Here is a 15,554-nt window from a genome sequence, read left to right as displayed (position 1 = left end):
ATCCGAATCGGTGCGGCCGGGGCGCGGTATCGCCGCGATCGGCGATACCGCGGCCGGATTACGCTCCCTTCGCAAGATCTCCTCTGCTGCTGCGGAATTCGGATGCGGATGCGTGCAGACCGGTCATCTTGTCGCGGACCTCGGCGGTGCTGCGACGGACCCGGAACGCGGTGATCATCTCGAGGAGGCCGATCACGATGAGCGCGCAGCCGGCGGTCAGGGCCAGCACGGCGATGGAATCGAACGGCGCCCAGACCAGCACGCCGCCACCGATGGCGACAACGATGCCGAAGAAGATCTGCCAGCCTCGGCTCGGCATATCCGGGTCGGAAATCGCCGCGATCATCACGGTGAGTCAGCGGAACAGCCAGCTGATTCCGATCCATATCGCCAGCAACAGAATCGACTCGAGTGTGCTGTTGAAACAGAAGTATCCGAGCACCAGCGACAGAATGCCGCTGATGAACGCGAGGATGCGCAGACCGGCGTCGGCATGGAGCCCGAACGCCGAGATCAGCTGAAGCAACCCGCTGGCCACCAGATAGATGCCGAATGCGACACCGGCGACGACGAGCGTCGGCCCCGGCCAGGCCAGAACGACGACCCCGAGCAGCACCGATAGGACGCCGGTGACAAGGATGGACTGCCATGCGCTGCGGGCCAGCTTGTTCAGCTTGTTCAGCGGCCCATCGACAATGCTCTCTTGAATGGTTGTCATCGAAACCCTCCTCGATAGAGTGGACACTGAGCGACGATAAAGCAGAACGTATTCTCTCTCCATACGAAAGAAATTCGATATAACGTCAGCCGCATGCTCGATGGGTGAATCGTCCGGAAATACCACGATCTGTCCGCGGATGCCCGGCACCGACGACCTCTCGGCGACCTCGGCGCACCACAGTCGAGCGTGTCCGCATTTACCCCGATTCTGGACAGTGAGCCCCTCCCCATTCTCCAAATTCCTGTGGTCGAATGAAATTCTGCCTCCGCATGGAAGCAGAATTTGAAAGTCTCGGATCGACCAACGGCGGCCGGTCCGAAATCTCCGGCAACGATGGGGTTGTCTGCGCAGGCGGTGTCGCCGGTGTGCTGCCCGGCGACACCGTCGCAATTTGTCGCCCCCGTACTCCTTGACGTGGAGGGTTCATCATGAGCGAATTCAAGGTCGAATGTCCGGCTGGCAATATCCGAGGCGTCCTTGTGAACGGCGTGGCGCGGTACCTCGGAATCCCGTATGCGCATCCCCCGGTGGGCGAGCGTCGATTCGCCCTGCCGGAGCCGGTCGACCGCCTGCCCGGCGAGTTCGCCGCCACCGAGTTCGGCCCGACCCCGCCCGCCTCCATGGAGCTGTCCGAGCCGTACACCTACCCGGTGATCGAGGGCGACAACTGGCTGACCCTGAACGTCTGGACCCCGCCGCAGGCCCAACCCGGTGCCGGACTCCCGGTGTACGTGTGGTTCTACGGCGGCTCGTTCGCCATGGGCAGCACGGCCCAGTCGCTGTTCGACGGCACGTCCTTCGCGCGCGACGGAGCCGTGTTCGTCTCGGCCAATTACCGTGTGGGCCTGGAGGGTTTCACGCACCTGCCGGATGCCCCCGACAATCGCGGCCTGCACGATCAGCTCGCCGCGTTGCGCTGGGTGCAGGCGAATATCGCCGCGTTCGGCGGCGATCCGCGTCGCGTGACCATCGGCGGTGAATCGGCCGGTTCGATGAGCGTGTCCGCGCTGGCCACCACCGAATTCGCCGGGGAGCTGTTCCACCAGGTGATCTGCGAGTCGGGTATCGGTGTCGCGGCCACTCCGGAGGTGGCGGCGAAGATCGCCGCGCCGCTGGCCATGGCCCTCGGCCTCGACCTCACGGCGAAGGCGCTGCGCGAGATGAACCCCCGCAAGTCCGGCGCGGCGGTCGCCGAGCTGATGCGCACGCTCAGCCCGCAGAACATGCTCACCCTGTTCCCGCCCGTGATCGACGGCGAGCTGCTCAGGGACAACCCGGTGAGCCGGCTCGCCCGGGGCCCGGTGCCGGTTCGCATGATCATCGGCAACAACCGGAAGGAGTCCGACTTCTGGCGAGTCTTCGGCGATTTCGTGCCGAAGGACGCGGCGCTCAAGGCTCTCGAGGTGGTATTCCGGCCGTTCGCCGCGACCACGATACCGGCGGCGACCTACCACTCCGAGTACGACGGCAGCTTGACCCCGGCCGAGATCTTCCTGGAGCTGCTGTCGGACGCGGCGTTCGCCGCCCCGACCTACGCCGCGCAGACCGGCCAGCGGGAGAACTGCTACGGCTACTACTTCACCTGGCCGTCGAGCATCCACACCCGCAGCCCGATGCACACGCTCGACCTGGGCTTCGCCTTCGACAACCTCGCCGACCCCGGGTTCACGCTCTACGCGGGCGATGATGCGCCACAGGCGCTGGCCGACGAAATGCACGGCCTGTGGATGCAATTCATCAAAACCGGTGTCCCCTCCGACGACTGGCATCCCTTCCGCGGTGACGACGACCTGCGCGTGTTCGGCCCACCGGCATCGCGCAACACAACCGTGCTGAAGGCGTGGACCTACTGAATCCGACGGAGCGCCACCCGGCTGACCGCAGAGCCGGTCCCGAGAAACGGAATGCCCCCAACCACCGCAAGTTCGCTCATGCGACAGGACTGAAGTAGCGTGCCGTCACATGAGTGATGACTTGTTGGGCAAGAGCGCGCTGGTCACCGGGGCCAGCCGGGGTATCGGGTTCGCGGTGGCGGCGGAGCTGCTCGGGCGCGGGGCCGATGTGGTGATTTCGGCGCGGAAGCCGGAGGCGCTGGAGGAGGCGGCCGAGCGGCTGCGGGGGCTCGGGCATCCGGGCAAGGTCGTCGCGGTGGCGGGGAATTCCGGGGACGCCGAGGCTCGGGCGTTGCAGGTTTCGACGGCCGTGGAGCAGTTCGGGTCGTTGGATGTACTCGTCAACAACACCGGGATCAATCCGGTGTACGGGGCGCTGATGGAGGCCGATCTGGAGGCCGTGCGCAAGATCTTCGACGTGAATGTCGTTGCGGCGCTGGGGTATGTGCAGGAGGCGTACAAGGCGTGGATGGGTGAGCACGGGGGCTCGGTGGTCAATGTGGCCAGCGTCGCCGGGCTGCGGTCCACGGGTGTGATCGCCGCGTACGGGGCTTCGAAGGCGGCGCTCATCCGGCTCACCGAGGAGCTGGCCTGGCAGTTGGGGCCGAAGATCCGGGTGAACGCGGTGGCGCCGGGCGTGATCAAGACCAAGTTCGCGGATGCGCTGTACTCGGCGGACGAGGAGGCGGCGGCGGGGGTGTATCCGATGAAGCGGCTGGGGTCGCCGGAGGACGTGGCCGCGCTGATCGGGTTCCTGGCCTCGAACGAGTCGGCTTGGATCACCGGCACGACCGTGCGGGTCGACGGCGGTCTGCTGGCCACCGGCGGTATCTGACGCCGGACGAAACCTCGTGCCCGGCACCGCGATTCGGTGCCGGGCACGGTCGCATCCGAATGCTCGGAGCGGACCGGCTCAGCGGAAGCCGAGCGCGGCGACGGTGTCCTTGGAGCGCCACGACAGGTATTTGTCGACGGTCGCCTCGTCCACCGAGGAGGTGGCGGTGGCGACGGTGTAGACGACGAACTTGCCCAGCGTCGCGGCCTTCCACTTGCCGGTTTCGAAGTCGGCGATGTAGGTGCCGTCGCTCAGCTTGACGTCCTTGTTGTCGAACTGCCCGTAGGCCGCGTCGGCCTGGCCGGAGTCGGACATGGTCATCACGATCTGGGTCAGCATGAGCTCACCGCCCTCGGCCTTCCACGCCATCTCCGAGGCGACCTGGCAACCCAATCCGGTCAGCGTGCCCGCCTTGTCGATCTGGGCGCAGGTGTCGAAGTCGCGGCCGGTGACGTACTTGGCGTGCAGTTCGACGTCGCCGAACTTGAAGTCCCAGTCCTTGCCGTATTCGGTGTAGTGGAAGCGGCTGCCGCCCGCGGCGGGCTTGGTGGTGGTCGGCGCGGTGCGGGTGGTGGCGGGGGCGGACGTGGCCTCCGTCGTGGTGGTCGTCGTGGTCGCGTCGGCCTGGGAGGACTTGTCGTCCTTGGACACCAGCACGATCGCGCCCACCGCGATGGCCAGCATCACGACCAGACCCGCCACCACACCGATGATCAACCCGGTATTCGACTTCGGCGGCTGCGAAAAGCCTTGCTGCTGCGGATATCCCGGATCCTGCGGCAGCCCGGGCTGCTGCCCCTGCCCGGTGTGCTGCGCATAGCCCGGCTGCTGCCCGTACCCGGTGTCCTGCGGATAGCCCTGCTGCGCGGGCCAATTCGTCTGCGTCGGCTGCCACCCCTGGCCCTCGACCGGCAGCGACCCGGTCCACCCCGGCTGCTGCACCTGATACTCACTGCCCGTGGCAGGCGCGGGATGATCCCACCATGCCGGATCCGGTTCCTGCGGTTGCTGTCTGTGGACAGTCGGATCGCCACCGGATCCCCCGGGTGGATACGTCATCTACTCACCTTTCACGGCCCGCCCGGACCCTCCCCGGCCCGGCACACATTCCCGAAGCGTATGCGGGCCGTCCGCCATGATCCAATCACGGAGTGACCGACGATCTGCTCATCTGCGGCGCGGGCCCCGCAGGCCGCGCCCTCGCCCACCGCGCCCTCGCGCACGGGCTCGAGGTCACCCTCGTCGACCCGCACCCCGACCGCCAGTGGACGGCAACCTACGCCGCCTGGGCCGACGAACTCCCGACCTGGCTCGACCCGCAGGTCCTCGCGGCCACGATCGACAAACCACTCGTCTGGACCCACCGCCGCATCGAACTGTATCGCCGCTACGTGGTCTTCGATACCGCCACCCTGCGGGATTCGCTGGACCTCACCGGTGCCCGGATCCTCGAAGACCGCGTCCTCGATATCACTCCTCCGGCCCGCCACACCGCCGCGGGCCTGGACCTACCCTCGGTCCGACTTGCCTCGGGCCCAACCCTGCCCGCCGCCCGCGTCATCGACGCCCGCGGCCTCGCCCGCTCCCCCAAGCTCGCCGAACAGACCGCGTTCGGCGTGATCATCGACCGCACCCGCCACCCCGAGACCTATTTCATGGACTGGCGCGACGACAACGGAGCCGCCCCCACCGCACCCCGCTCATTCCTCTACGCGGTCCCCCTCGACGACACCCGAGTCCTCCTGGAAGAAACCTGCCTCGCAGGCCGCCCCGCCCTCGACCTGTCAACGCTCCAACAGCGCCTGACACACCGATTACGTTCCCGCGGAATCACTCTCACCGGCGCAGAACCCATCGAACGAGTCCGCTTCCCCCTCCACGGCGGCAAACCAACCCCCACCGCCTTCGGCGCAGCCGGAGCCCTAACCCACCCCGCAACCGGCTACAGCATCGCCACATCCCTCGCCCTCGCAGACAAGCTCATAGCCGGAGACCAGATCTGGCCGAATTCCGCACGGTCCGTACGCCTCCTACGCCACACCGGCCTCCAAGCCCTACTCGCCCTACCCCCCACCGACATCCCCACCTTCTTCGACGCCTTCTTCACCCTCCCCCCACCCACCCAACACGCCTACCTATCCAACCGCGAAGACCTCCCCGCCACCACCGCAGCCATGACCTCCCTCTTCAAATCCCTCCCCTGGCCCATCCGCCGCACCCTCGCCCGCCCAATCATCGAGTGGCACAAAATCGGACGATAACCCGGACGAATCACCCACTTCCGTGCCACTCGATGGATCCATCACGGGTCCAGGCGGAGCGCACGGACGGCCGTGGTGAAGGTGGTCCACTCGGAGGGGGTGAAGTGGAGGGCGGGGCCGGTGGGGTTTTTCGAGTCGCGGATGGCTACGCCGGTGGCGAGGAAGGCGACCTCTACGCACTGGCCGCCGGATTCGCTGTAACTGCTCTTGAACCAGCGGGCGTTTGAATGGTCAACGGTCACGCTCGTACTCCTTCGCTACACGCCGCAGTAGGTCTCGGGTTTCGTTCTCGCCGAGGGCAGTTGCCCGGATTGCAGCCGCCAAATCATCGTAGCGCCGGACTTCGGCGGACTTCTCGAGGTAGACGTCGCTGGACGGGCCGCCTTCGAGGAAGATGATCGGTGGCTCTGTCAGGCGATTCGGCGCATCGCTGCCGAAATCGAGAATGACGAATTGGCCGTGCAGGATTCCCCAGGTCATTCCGGCCTCGTACGGGCTCACGCGAACCGTCACGTTCGGTAGTTTGCTGACCTCGGCGAGATTTCGGAGCTGGACGGACATGACTTTCCGATCGCCGATGACTCGGTGCAGTGCCGACTCGTGCAGGAGCACCTCGAGTGTCAACGGGTCGGCCCGCCGGGTGACCATGACCTGCCGCTTCATTCGCAGTTCCACCCGCCGCTCGATATCGTCGACCGAACTGTTCACGTAGAACGCACTGATCAGCGCACGGGCGTAATCGCAAGTTTGAAGCAGGCCGGGTACCTGCTCGTGGTACACGATCAGGTGGCGCGCAGAGGCTTCCAGTCCGACGTACATGTTGAATTCGTCGCTGAACAACCCACCGAACGCGTGATACCAGCTTCTGATCTTGGCCTGCTCCGCCAACTCGACGGCCTGTGCGATATCCGCCGCGTCCACACCGTACGTCTCGCACAGCGCCCGCACGTCCTGTTTCCGAATCCGTTGGTTCCGACCGGCTTCCAGCCGTTGTAGCGCCGACTTCGACAGGTCCACGAGCCGGGCCGCGGCGTCGATGGTCAGGCCGTTCTTCTCTCGTTCCTCGCGCAGGAATCGGCCGAGTTGCCGTCTCGGCAGCGTTGACGCGGGGATCTCTTCATCATCCTTGCTGGTCATCGTTCCAGTTCCTCTGTGTGTGAACTCGAATCAAACAGCGTCGATAGATGGGTCCGTTGTACCGCGCATGTGGGTCCGGTCGTGGGGATTTGAACCAATTCGCCTTTGGGATCCCACTTTCGGGCGTTTCGCGGGGCGTCCAGTGGTCTCCTGTTCTCGTCAGCATTCCCCGAATGACGGGAGGTTCCAACGATGTTCGGGCTTCCAGCGACCGGGCACTCTGCCCTGGCGGTGATGACCGAGGCCGAGGCGTTACGGGCCTTGCGGGAGCATGCGGATTGTCCGATTACCGTGTGCGCGGCCAAATTGCAGGCGAAGACGTATCTGGTGCGGATCGGGAAGCGTGCTCCCCGGCCGCCCTGGAGGATCTGAGATGGACGACATGCAGGAGGTCGAGGTTCGGGTGCTGCGGGACGTGATCGAGACGGTCGAGAATCGGTTGCGTTGTCACGAGGCGGCGGGCGGGTATGTGCTCGCGCCGCGGGCGGAGGTGTACGCGGAGTTGATCTTCGCCGTGATCACCAGCGCGCGGTCCGCCGGTCACTACGGGGCGGGGAGCCTGGTGCGGGCTCCGATCCTGGACGTGATTCTCGGTGGGGTCGAGACGGGGCCGTGGGAGGCCGCAGTTTACGCGATGATCATGGACGGTGCGTTGATCTCGGGGTGACCTTGGCTGGATCGGCCCGAATTCGCCGAATCGCTGTGCCGAGCCGGTCGCTGATGGTGTGCTGATGGTTCGCGATGCCGAATCACGGGAGGCTTCAACGATGTTCGACCTTCAAGTGTCCAGCCATAGCGCGATCGAGTTGCCTGCCGGGACATTCCGTTTCGATACGAACCTATGCCGGGGCGGGGGCTGGTGAAGGTGGACGACCTACCGATTGTCGAGATCCGAGCCCTGCGTGATGTGATCGATGTGGTCGAGGACCGGCTGCGCCGCTTCGAGGCCGCGCACGGAGTGGTCCTGTCCCCCCGGTCCGAGGTGTACGCCGCTGTCATCTACGCCGTGATCGCCAGCGCGCGGGCATCCGGCGACTACGGCGCGGGCAGCCTGGCGCGCGCACCGCTGCTGGACGAGATCCTCACCGCAACCGACGCGCAGCCGTGGGAGCGAGCGATTTACGCCGTAGCGACCGGAACCCCGATGAGCGCGACCGGAACCTCGTCGACGACGACCGGAACCGCGCTGACGCGGTGAAGCGCGGGGGCCGCCGACCCCTCATCGGTCAGCGGCCCCCGTCTTCGGGAAGTGGGGTGGTCAGCCCCAGCGGGTGGTCAGGGTGGCGGCATCCGGCGCCACGAAGCGATGCGGAGGGTCCGGCCGGATCGAGCGTTCCAGATGGTCCGCGGCTATGCCGTGCGCCAGCCGCTCGAGCAAGGGTCCGGCCTGGGCCATGCAGACGCTCGGGTCGGGTTCGAGGTCGGTGAGAGCGTAGGCGTCGTCGATGCCGAAGCGGCGCAGCATGTCCCGGTCGATGCCGCGGCGGCCGGAGACCGCGATCACGGGTACCTCGGCCCGCCATGCTTCACGGGCGACGCCGATCGGGGTCTTACCGTTGAGGGTCTGTTCGTCGAGCGAGCCTTCGCCGGTGATGACCAGGCGTGCGCCGCTCAGCGCCTGCGCGAAATCCAGTTGCTCCAGGATGATTTCGATCCCGGGCCGCAGGGTCGCGCCCAGGAAGGCCAGGGCCGCGAAGCCCACGCCACCGGCCGCGCCCGCACCGCGCTGGTCGGCCGCATCGATGCCGAGATCGCGCCGGGCGATCTCGGAGAATCGGGCCAGTCCGGCCTCGAGTGCCTCGATCTCGCGCGGCCCGGCCCCCATTTGCGGCCCGAAAATCTGTGCGGCACCGCGCTGTCCGAGCAATGGATTGTCGACATCGGAGGCCACCACCACCGGCACCCGAAGCAGTTCCCGGATATCGATGCGCGCCAGCCGCCGCAGTGCCGCCCCGCCCGGAGGCAGCGAACGACCGTAGCCATCCAGCATTTCGGCACCGAGTGCGCTGAGTATCCCCGCTCCCCCATCGGTACACGCGCTGCCGCCCAACCCGAGCACCACCCGCCGCGCCCCCGCATGACCGCCGTGCGGATCAGCGCACCGGTCCCCGCGCTGGTCGCGGTCATCGCCGTCGCGGGTGTCGCCCGCCCGGGCAACCGCTTCAGCCCGGAAGCCTCGGCCAGCTCGACCACGGCCGTCCCACCCCGCATGGCGAACGAGGCGACCACCGGATTCCCCACCGGCCCGGTCACATTGGTCTGCAACCCGGAGTACCCGGACGCGACCAGCGCGGCCACCGTCCCCTCCCCGCCATCGGCGACGGGCACCGTCACCACCGGCACATCCGGCCGCGCCGCCCGCAATCCGGCCGCCAGATGCGCGGCGACCTCGGGCGCGCTCAGCGCCCCCCGGAACTTGTCCGGGGCCACGATGCCCATGTCCTTGTGGTGCAGGTCGATGCGGAAGCCGGGGCGGAAGTCGCGGGCCAGTATGGTTTTCCGCTTCAAGTCGAGGATCTTGCTGCCCGCGAGGCCACCGGCGAGGACATCCAGGCCCTTGGCGGCGTCCGCGCCCAGGCTCTCCATGAGCACGATCGCCTCGGCGAGGAAGCGTAGGTGCCGCCGACGACCAGCTGGTTGGCGGCCTTCACGACCTGGCCCGCACCATTCGGGCCGACCAGTTCGTAGGTTTTTCCGACGGCGGCGAAAACCGGCTTCGCCGCCTCGAAGTCGGCCTCGGAACCACCCACCATGATCGACAGCGTGGCGTTCACAGCCCCCGGCTCGCCGACGCTGACCGGCGCGTCCAGGACCCGCAGGCCCCGCTTCGCGCCCTCCGCGGCGGTCCATTCGGCCGTCTTCGGGGTGATGCTGGAGAAATCGATATAGAGCGCACCGGGTTTCGCGTGCTCGAGGATCTCGGTGAACACCGCCTCTACCTGCTCGTCCTGCGGCAGCATGGTGATCACGATGTCGCGCCCGGCGACGGCCTCGGCCACGCTCCCGGCGGCGGATCCACCGGCAGCCTTCAGCTTCTCCAGCGCGCCGGGTGACCGGTTGTAGCCGGTGACCTCGTGCCCGGCGGCCACCAGGTGCCCGGCCATCGGGCCGCCCATGATGCCGAGGCCGATGAATCCGATGGTGCTCACGCGATCCAACTCCAATCGTGTTCGGGGTCCTTGTATTCCAGGCCGATCCAGCCGTCGTAACCGACGGCGTCGAGTGCGGCGAACAGGCTTTCGAAATCGAGCGTGCCGGTACCGGGACGGCTGCGCTCGGGCGCATCGGCGATCTGCACATGGCCGATGTAAGGTGCAAAGTTCTCGATGGCCCGGTACAGGTCCACACCCATGCGGGCGAGATGGTAGAGGTCGCAGAGGAATCGGAGATTGGGTGCGCCGACCTCGTCGATGATCGCCGCCGCGCAGGCGGCCGACACGATCGGATAGTCCGGCGATTCAATGGAATTGAGCGCCTCGAGCACGACCTGCGCGTCGATGCGCGCGGCGGCGTCGGCGGCCAGCCGCAGGTTCTCCAGCGCCAGCTCGTCCTGCCGCACCGGATCCACGCCGGGAATCCGATTGCCGTACAACGCATTCAACGAGCGGCATCCCAGCCGCTCGGCGATTCCGACGGTGACGTCGATATTGTCCCGGAACTCGGTCTCCCGCCCGGGAACCGACACCAGCCCGCGCCCGGCGGGCACCAGATCGATGAAATTCAACCCGATGAGCTGCACCCCGGCATCGGAGACCGCCGAGACGAACGCGTCGACCACCTTGTCCCCGGGCACCGGGTTCTCGCCGAAGGGCCACCAGAATTCGACCGCCTCGAACCCCGCCGCCTTCGCCGCCGCCGGACGTTCCAGCAGCGGTAGGTCGGTGAGCAGGATCGAGCAGTGCACGTCGAACTTCCGAAGCGCTCCCTCGGCGGTGTACCTCATCGTGCGATTTCCTCCCGATAGCTCTGCCAGCTGCCGAAATCGGTGATGTCGACGAGCTCCGGGTCGGACAGGACGGGACGGCGCAACACCATGGACAACACCGAGCGGTTGTCCTCCAAGGCAATCACACCCAGTTCCAGCTTCGGCGACTTGGCCGGGAGCAGCCGGTCGCGCAGCACGTCCATGGGCACGTCGAACAGCTCGCCGGAGATGGGCACGCCGCTGTAGGCCACCGGGTGCAGGCCGGGGAAACGGTCGTCGACCGAATAGAACCGGTACTGCGCCGCGGTCTTGGCCTCCCCGGCGAAGGACGCGCCCTCGAGGAGGTAATTCAGGGGTCCGCCGCGCATGGCACCCCCGTTCAGGAAGATCAAAGGCATTGCACTCGTTCCTTTTTCGGTCGATGAATGAAACTCATGAAGCGGATCGGTCCGCCGCGCGCCCCGGGTGGCCACCCGGATGCCGCGCGGCGGACCGCACGGATTCCCGCGCGCTCACAACCCCACCGGCAGGCGATACACCGCGTCGAGCAGCGCATCGAGTTTGGAGTCGCGAGTGCGCACATGGGATTCCACGAACACGGTGACCTGCGCGTCGCCGCAACCGATGGTTCGCACCCCGGTCACGGCGTCCGCGAGCATGGTCTGGGCTTGCGCCACCACGTTCTCGTCGAGTTCGGCCCCGGCGGTCCACCAGGCGCCCAGCGCCATGGCGGCGCCGCTGTCGAGGTCGCGGACCAGAGCCACGGCCTCCCCCTCAGCTCGCAGGACCAGGTCCACCGCATCGCGATCGAGCCCGGTCACCGACTGGACGAACACCTGAATCGTTCCGCCACAGTCCGATTCGGCCGTGAAGGCGTCGGAATCGCTGTGACCGAAGGTTTCCCGCACGGCGCGTCCCGTGCGCAGCGACTCGCGGCACAACTCTCGCACGGCACCGTCCACCGTGACACCGGAAACGGTTCCGATGAAGGTGCCGTCGGCGGACACGGCCAGGGCCGAGCCGATCGGACGGGGCGCCGAGCCGGAGACTTCGATGACGGAGGCGAGGGCGTAATCCGTTCCCGCCCCGTGCCATTCGAGCAGCTGTGCCGCGATGTCGCGCATGGTCCTAGTTCCCCAGGGCCATTTCGATGCCGTTGATGCCGAAGTAGGCGACGAACACCACGCTCACCATGGCCACCAGCCAGTGGATCTCGCGGAACTTGCCGCGGGCCAGCTTGATCACGGTGTAGGCGATCAGACCCGCGCCGACACCGTTGGTGATCGAGTAGGTGAACGGCATCAGCACGATGGTGATGAAGGCGGGCACCGCGACCTCGAGGTCGTTCCAGTCGATCTTGCGGGCCTGGGTCATCATGAGCGCGCCGACCAGCACCAGGGCGGGGTCGGCGGCCTGGATCGGCACCACGGCCGCGATCGGGGTGAAGAACACCGCCGCGCAGAACAATCCGCCGGTGATCACGCTGGCCAGACCGGTACGGGCGCCCTCACCGACACCCGTCGCGGACTCGACGTACACCGTGGAACCCGCGCCGCCGGTCACGCCGCCGATGATCTGGGCGACACCGTCGGTGGTCAGGATCTTGCCCATGCCGGGCACCTGGCCCTTGTCGTCGACCAGGCCCGCCTCGTCACAGACGCCGAAAACGGTTCCCATGGCGTCGAAGAAGCCGGTCAGCACCAGGGTGAACAGCACCACGGTGGCGGTCATGGCGCCGGCGGTGGCGAAGCCGCCGAACAGGTCGATGTGGCCGACCAGACCGAAGTCCGGGGAAGCGAACAGCGACTTGGGCTTCTCGGGCACGACGGTGCCCCACGCCTTGGGATCGATCTTGGCCATGGCGTTCACGATGATCGCCAGCACGGTGGAGATGGCGATGCTGATCAGGATCGCGCCCGGCACCTTGCGGATGAACAGCGCCAGCATGAGCAGCAGGCCGACCGCGAAAATCACGGTGGGCCAACCCTCGAGGTGCCCGTCCACGCCCAGGGTCACCGGTGGGCCGCCGGCCGCGCCGTGCCCGACCACACCGGAGGCGACCAGGCCGATCATGGCGATGAACATGCCGATGCCGACGCCGATGGCGTTCTTCATGGCCATCGGAATGGCATTGATGATCATGGTCCGCAGACCGGTGGCGGCCAGGATGACGATCACCACGCCCATCAGCACCACCAGACCCAGGGCCTGCGGCCAGGTCATGTGCGGCGCCGCCTGGTAGGCGACCACGGGTACCAGTCCCAGACCGGCGGCCAATGCGAGGGGCACATTGCCGACCAGGCCCATGAGGACGGTGGTCAGACCGGCCGAGAAGGCGGTCGCGGTGGTGAGCTGCGCGATGCTGAGCTTGTCCCCGTGCGCGTCGGCGACGCCGCCGAGAATGAGCGGGACCAGCAATATGACATACGCCATAGCGACGAATGTCGTGATGCCGCCACGAATTTCGCGGGATATGGTGGTCTTGCGCTCGCTGAGGCGGAAGAACTTCTCGAGCGCCGACCCCCGCGTCTCCGCGGTCGTGATCGGTGATTGAGTCTGGGTCATGGCTGCCCTCCTATGGGCGTAGCCGACCAGCGGCACGGTTGCTGGGGGATTTCCCGAGCCGCGGATTCGGTGATGCTTGTTGTGGGGTCTTTACCGCCGGATGCGGACTTGCCCCTGTTAATCAACTGTTCCGGATGACGTTGTCCGGACTCACGGGAACCTGGTTGGGTTCTCGTTGCCGCCCCGCTTGCGGCAGGCATCGCGAATCGCTGCGGCGATCGCAGGAGTCGAGGAGAGCATGGGTGGTTCTCCGATAACTGCGGGTCTGACGAGAAGGCTTGGGGTTACCTGGTTTTCATCGGGTCTCCTGTCGCATGACGCGCTTGCGAGCGTCGACACCGGCCTGGCCGACCGCGTCGTGCGGCATGGTCTTCAGTTCGTCGTTGTCCACGACGGTGTCGCCACCGACGAGCAGACGCGCCAGCGGGGGCTGCGGGCCGAACACCAGCGCGCAGACCGGGTCCTCGAGCGCGGCGCGGAAGCCGTCCACCCGCCAGACCGCGATATCGGCGAGCTTGCCGACCTCGAGCGATCCGATCTCGTTGTGGCGGCCCAGGTTCCGGGCACCGCCCAGGGTGGCGACCTCGAGCGCCTGACGCGCGGTCAGGGCGCGGGGGCCGTGCACGGCGCGCTGGAACAGCAGCGCCTGGCGCATCTCACCGGCCATCGAGGTCAATTCCGACGACGCCGCGCCATCGACGCCCAGCCCGACCGGTGCGCCGGCGGCGAGCAGGTCGGTGACCCGCGCGATGCCCGCGCCCAGACGCGCATTGGAGGTCGGGCAGTGCGCCGAACCGGTCCCGGTCCTGGCGAAGGCCGCAATGTCCTTGTCGTGCAGGTGAACTGCGTGCGCGAACCACACGTCGTCGCCGAGCCAGCCCAGCTTCTCCATGTATTCGACAGGCGTGCAACCCATCTGCTCGATGCAGTGCTCTTCCTCGTCGAGGGTCTCGGCGAGGTGGGTGTGCAGGCGGACACCGTATCGACGGGCCAGCGCGGCGGATTCGACCATCAGGCCCTCCGACACCGAGAACGGTGAGCAGGGGGCGACGGCCACGCGCAGCATGGAGTCGAACGACGGGTCGTGGTAGGCGCGGATGATTTCCTCGGTGCTGGAGAGGATTTCATCGCGGTTCTCCACGACCTCGTCCGGCGGCAGGCCGCCTTCGGACTGCCCGCGGTCCATGGAACCGCGGCACGGGTGGAAGCGGATGCCGATCTCCCGCGCGGCGCGCACCTCGGCCTCGAACACGTCACCGCGACCCTTGGGGAAGATGTAGTGGTGATCGGTGGAGGTGGTGGTCCCGGTCAGCGCCAGCCAACCCAGACCCGCGGTGGCCGCGCCGTGCGCGATCTCGGCGTCCATGGTGGCCCACAGCCGATACAGCCCGGTCAGCCACTCGAACAGGGTAGCGTCCTGGAACAGCCCCTGGGTGGCCCATTGGTAGAGGTGGTGGTGGGTATTCACCAGGCCCGGGGTCACCAGGCAGCCGGTGCCGGAGAGGCGTTCAGCACCCACCACCGTCGGCGCCGGTCCCGCGCCGAGAGCTTCGATCCGACCGTCCTCCCGGACGATCAGATAACCGTTGGGGATCTCGTCACCGGCAACCGGTGCGATGTAAGCGTTTTCGATTACGAGCTTGCTCACGTGAAATCCTCTTACTGACAGTCCAGGAGTTTCCGGACGCGCAGGCCGGTGATGTCGGCCAGTTCACGCCGGACGACCAGTTGTTCGTCGGGGACCGAGTTGCCGAGGCGGATCCGGAGCTCGGACAGCATCTCGGCGGCGCTGCGACCCGCGGCGCGGATCAGGAAGACATGGCCGAACTGTTCTTCGTAGGCCACGTTACCGGCCGCCAGATCGGCCTTGGCCCGGGCGTCGGCGTCGGCTGCGCCGGACTGCTCCTCGGCCGACCACTGGGCCTCCTGCTCGGACTGATGCTTGGCGGCGGTGCGCTCACCGATGCGCGGGTGCGCCGAGAGCGCCTCCTCGATGTCGGCCCACGCCAGCTCGGTGACCCCGGTCACCGCGGCGGAAGTCAGATGCGATTCGTCGGCATAGGGCCGGTTCGCGACCATCTTCCTGGCCCAGGACCGGGACGCATTGCAGGTCAGCAGCTGCGCCTCGGCCTCTTCCAGGGACAGCGAACCGAGCCATTCCAGGCGACTCGACATCCGACCTCCAACCGTCATTGGCGTGTTTCCACCACCTAGTACT

The 15,554-nt window shown here is 67.1% G+C and carries 17 protein-coding genes and 1 pseudogene; 5 read left to right on the top strand and 13 right to left on the bottom strand.

Translation table 11 applies throughout. The annotated features are described in order from the left end of the window. Window positions 1–58: 58 nt before the first annotated feature. Together NS2_RS37645 and NS2_RS37640 are read right to left on the bottom strand one after the other, a co-directional pair. Window positions 59–346 (bottom strand): DUF308 domain-containing protein, encoded by a 288-nt coding sequence (locus tag NS2_RS37645; protein ID WP_063865015.1) that lies wholly within the window; start codon window positions 344–346, stop codon window positions 59–61. Between the two features lie 9 nt (window positions 347–355). After that, window positions 356–718 carry a DUF308 domain-containing protein gene (locus NS2_RS37640; protein WP_063865013.1) on the bottom strand — a complete coding sequence of 121 codons (363 nt, stop codon included), beginning with the start codon at window positions 716–718 and terminating at the stop codon, window positions 356–358. 431 nt (window positions 719–1,149) lie between these two features. Between NS2_RS37640 and NS2_RS19585 the strand changes: the two genes are divergently transcribed. After that, the gene (locus NS2_RS19585; protein WP_052086630.1) at window positions 1,150–2,574 is read left to right on the top strand and encodes a carboxylesterase/lipase family protein; all 1,425 of its coding nucleotides are present in this window, start codon (window positions 1,150–1,152) and stop codon (window positions 2,572–2,574) included. Window positions 2,575–2,683: 109 nt separating this feature from the next. Then, window positions 2,684–3,448 carry an SDR family oxidoreductase gene (locus tag NS2_RS19580; protein ID WP_033088892.1) on the top strand — a complete coding sequence of 255 codons (765 nt, stop codon included), beginning with the start codon at window positions 2,684–2,686 and terminating at the stop codon, window positions 3,446–3,448. Window positions 3,449–3,526: 78 nt separating this feature from the next. Here NS2_RS19580 and NS2_RS19575 read toward each other — a convergent pair whose 3' ends face one another. Continuing rightward, entirely contained in the window at window positions 3,527–4,507 is a 981-nt protein-coding gene (locus NS2_RS19575; RefSeq protein WP_143837494.1) for a hypothetical protein, read from the bottom strand. A gap of 92 nt (window positions 4,508–4,599) precedes the next feature. Between NS2_RS19575 and NS2_RS19570 the strand changes: the two genes are divergently transcribed. Beyond that, window positions 4,600–5,709, top strand: a complete 1,110-nt coding sequence (locus tag NS2_RS19570) for a lycopene cyclase family protein (protein WP_036552737.1) — start codon at window positions 4,600–4,602, stop codon at window positions 5,707–5,709. A gap of 41 nt (window positions 5,710–5,750) precedes the next feature. Here the strand turns inward: NS2_RS19570 and NS2_RS19565 are convergent, their stop codons facing one another. Together NS2_RS19565 and NS2_RS19560 are read right to left on the bottom strand one after the other, a co-directional pair. Next, entirely contained in the window at window positions 5,751–5,951 is a 201-nt protein-coding gene (locus tag NS2_RS19565) for a DUF397 domain-containing protein (protein WP_033088890.1), read from the bottom strand. Further along, the gene (locus NS2_RS19560) at window positions 5,941–6,846 is read right to left on the bottom strand and encodes a helix-turn-helix domain-containing protein (RefSeq protein WP_033088889.1); all 906 of its coding nucleotides are present in this window, start codon (window positions 6,844–6,846) and stop codon (window positions 5,941–5,943) included. Before NS2_RS19560 ends, NS2_RS19565 begins: the two co-directional genes overlap by 11 nt. A gap of 373 nt (window positions 6,847–7,219) precedes the next feature. On the opposite strand from NS2_RS19560, the gene NS2_RS19550 reads away from it, so the two are divergent. Both NS2_RS19550 and NS2_RS19545 read left to right on the top strand, forming a co-directional pair. Next, window positions 7,220–7,513, top strand: a complete 294-nt coding sequence (locus NS2_RS19550) for a hypothetical protein (protein WP_033088887.1) — start codon at window positions 7,220–7,222, stop codon at window positions 7,511–7,513. Window positions 7,514–7,687: 174 nt separating this feature from the next. Continuing rightward, a complete protein-coding gene (locus NS2_RS19545) occupies window positions 7,688–8,044 on the top strand; it encodes a hypothetical protein (RefSeq protein ID WP_045438114.1) in 357 nt (118 codons plus the stop codon). A gap of 60 nt (window positions 8,045–8,104) precedes the next feature. Here the strand turns inward: NS2_RS19545 and NS2_RS36815 are convergent. The 8 genes and pseudogenes from NS2_RS36815 to uraD form a co-directional block, all read right to left on the bottom strand. After that, window positions 8,105–9,432: pseudogene (locus NS2_RS36815) on the bottom strand (glycerate kinase). Then, the gene (locus NS2_RS36810; RefSeq protein WP_211724326.1) at window positions 9,351–9,995 is read right to left on the bottom strand and encodes an NAD(P)-dependent oxidoreductase; all 645 of its coding nucleotides are present in this window, start codon (window positions 9,993–9,995) and stop codon (window positions 9,351–9,353) included. The pseudogene NS2_RS36815 and the gene NS2_RS36810 overlap by 82 nt, the downstream one beginning before the upstream one ends. Continuing rightward, window positions 9,992–10,789 carry a hydroxypyruvate isomerase family protein gene (locus NS2_RS19530; protein WP_033088885.1) on the bottom strand — a complete coding sequence of 266 codons (798 nt, stop codon included), beginning with the start codon at window positions 10,787–10,789 and terminating at the stop codon, window positions 9,992–9,994. The genes NS2_RS36810 and NS2_RS19530 overlap by 4 nt, the downstream gene beginning before the upstream one ends. Continuing rightward, window positions 10,786–11,169 (bottom strand): allophanate hydrolase-related protein, encoded by a 384-nt coding sequence (locus NS2_RS19525; protein WP_033088884.1) that lies wholly within the window; start codon window positions 11,167–11,169, stop codon window positions 10,786–10,788. The genes NS2_RS19530 and NS2_RS19525 overlap by 4 nt, the downstream gene beginning before the upstream one ends. 114 nt (window positions 11,170–11,283) lie before the next feature. Next, window positions 11,284–11,895: an XdhC family protein gene (locus NS2_RS19520; RefSeq protein ID WP_052086627.1), complete on the bottom strand. Its 612-nt coding sequence runs from the start codon at window positions 11,893–11,895 to the stop codon at window positions 11,284–11,286. 4 nt (window positions 11,896–11,899) lie between these two features. After that, window positions 11,900–13,336 (bottom strand): NCS2 family permease, encoded by a 1,437-nt coding sequence (locus NS2_RS19515; RefSeq protein WP_033088883.1) that lies wholly within the window; start codon window positions 13,334–13,336, stop codon window positions 11,900–11,902. Window positions 13,337–13,631: 295 nt separating this feature from the next. Next, window positions 13,632–14,984 carry an 8-oxoguanine deaminase gene (locus NS2_RS19510; protein WP_033088882.1) on the bottom strand — a complete coding sequence of 451 codons (1,353 nt, stop codon included), beginning with the start codon at window positions 14,982–14,984 and terminating at the stop codon, window positions 13,632–13,634. 11 nt (window positions 14,985–14,995) lie between these two features. Beyond that, entirely contained in the window at window positions 14,996–15,511 is a 516-nt protein-coding gene (gene uraD, locus NS2_RS19505; protein WP_045438112.1) for a 2-oxo-4-hydroxy-4-carboxy-5-ureidoimidazoline decarboxylase, read from the bottom strand. Window positions 15,512–15,554 lie beyond the last annotated feature (43 nt).

It is taken from the genome of Nocardia seriolae NBRC 15557 (assembly GCF_007990715.1).
In the GTDB taxonomy this organism is placed as follows: Bacteria; Actinomycetota; Actinomycetes; order Mycobacteriales; family Mycobacteriaceae; genus Nocardia; species Nocardia seriolae.
This window is presented reverse-complemented; position numbering and strand designations above follow the sequence as displayed.

Coding starts and splice junctions, on each gene's coding strand:
- NS2_RS37645 (WP_063865015.1), bottom strand. CDS start 346: ATGATCGCGGCGATTTCCGACCCGGATATGCCGAGCCGAGGCTGGCAG.
- NS2_RS37640 (WP_063865013.1), bottom strand. CDS start 718: ATGACAACCATTCAAGAGAGCATTGTCGATGGGCCGCTGAACAAGCTG.
- NS2_RS19585 (WP_052086630.1), top strand. CDS start 1,150: ATGAGCGAATTCAAGGTCGAATGTCCGGCTGGCAATATCCGAGGCGTC.
- NS2_RS19580 (WP_033088892.1), top strand. CDS start 2,684: ATGAGTGATGACTTGTTGGGCAAGAGCGCGCTGGTCACCGGGGCCAGC.
- NS2_RS19575 (WP_143837494.1), bottom strand. CDS start 4,507: ATGACGTATCCACCCGGGGGATCCGGTGGCGATCCGACTGTCCACAGA.
- NS2_RS19560 (WP_033088889.1), bottom strand. CDS start 6,846: ATGACCAGCAAGGATGATGAAGAGATCCCCGCGTCAACGCTGCCGAGA.
- NS2_RS19550 (WP_033088887.1), top strand. CDS start 7,220: ATGGACGACATGCAGGAGGTCGAGGTTCGGGTGCTGCGGGACGTGATC.
- NS2_RS19545 (WP_045438114.1), top strand. CDS start 7,688: ATGCCGGGGCGGGGGCTGGTGAAGGTGGACGACCTACCGATTGTCGAG.
- NS2_RS19530 (WP_033088885.1), bottom strand. CDS start 10,789: ATGAGGTACACCGCCGAGGGAGCGCTTCGGAAGTTCGACGTGCACTGC.
- NS2_RS19525 (WP_033088884.1), bottom strand. CDS start 11,169: ATGCCTTTGATCTTCCTGAACGGGGGTGCCATGCGCGGCGGACCCCTG.
- NS2_RS19520 (WP_052086627.1), bottom strand. CDS start 11,895: ATGCGCGACATCGCGGCACAGCTGCTCGAATGGCACGGGGCGGGAACG.
- NS2_RS19515 (WP_033088883.1), bottom strand. CDS start 13,336: ATGACCCAGACTCAATCACCGATCACGACCGCGGAGACGCGGGGGTCG.
- uraD (WP_045438112.1), bottom strand. CDS start 15,511: ATGTCGAGTCGCCTGGAATGGCTCGGTTCGCTGTCCCTGGAAGAGGCC.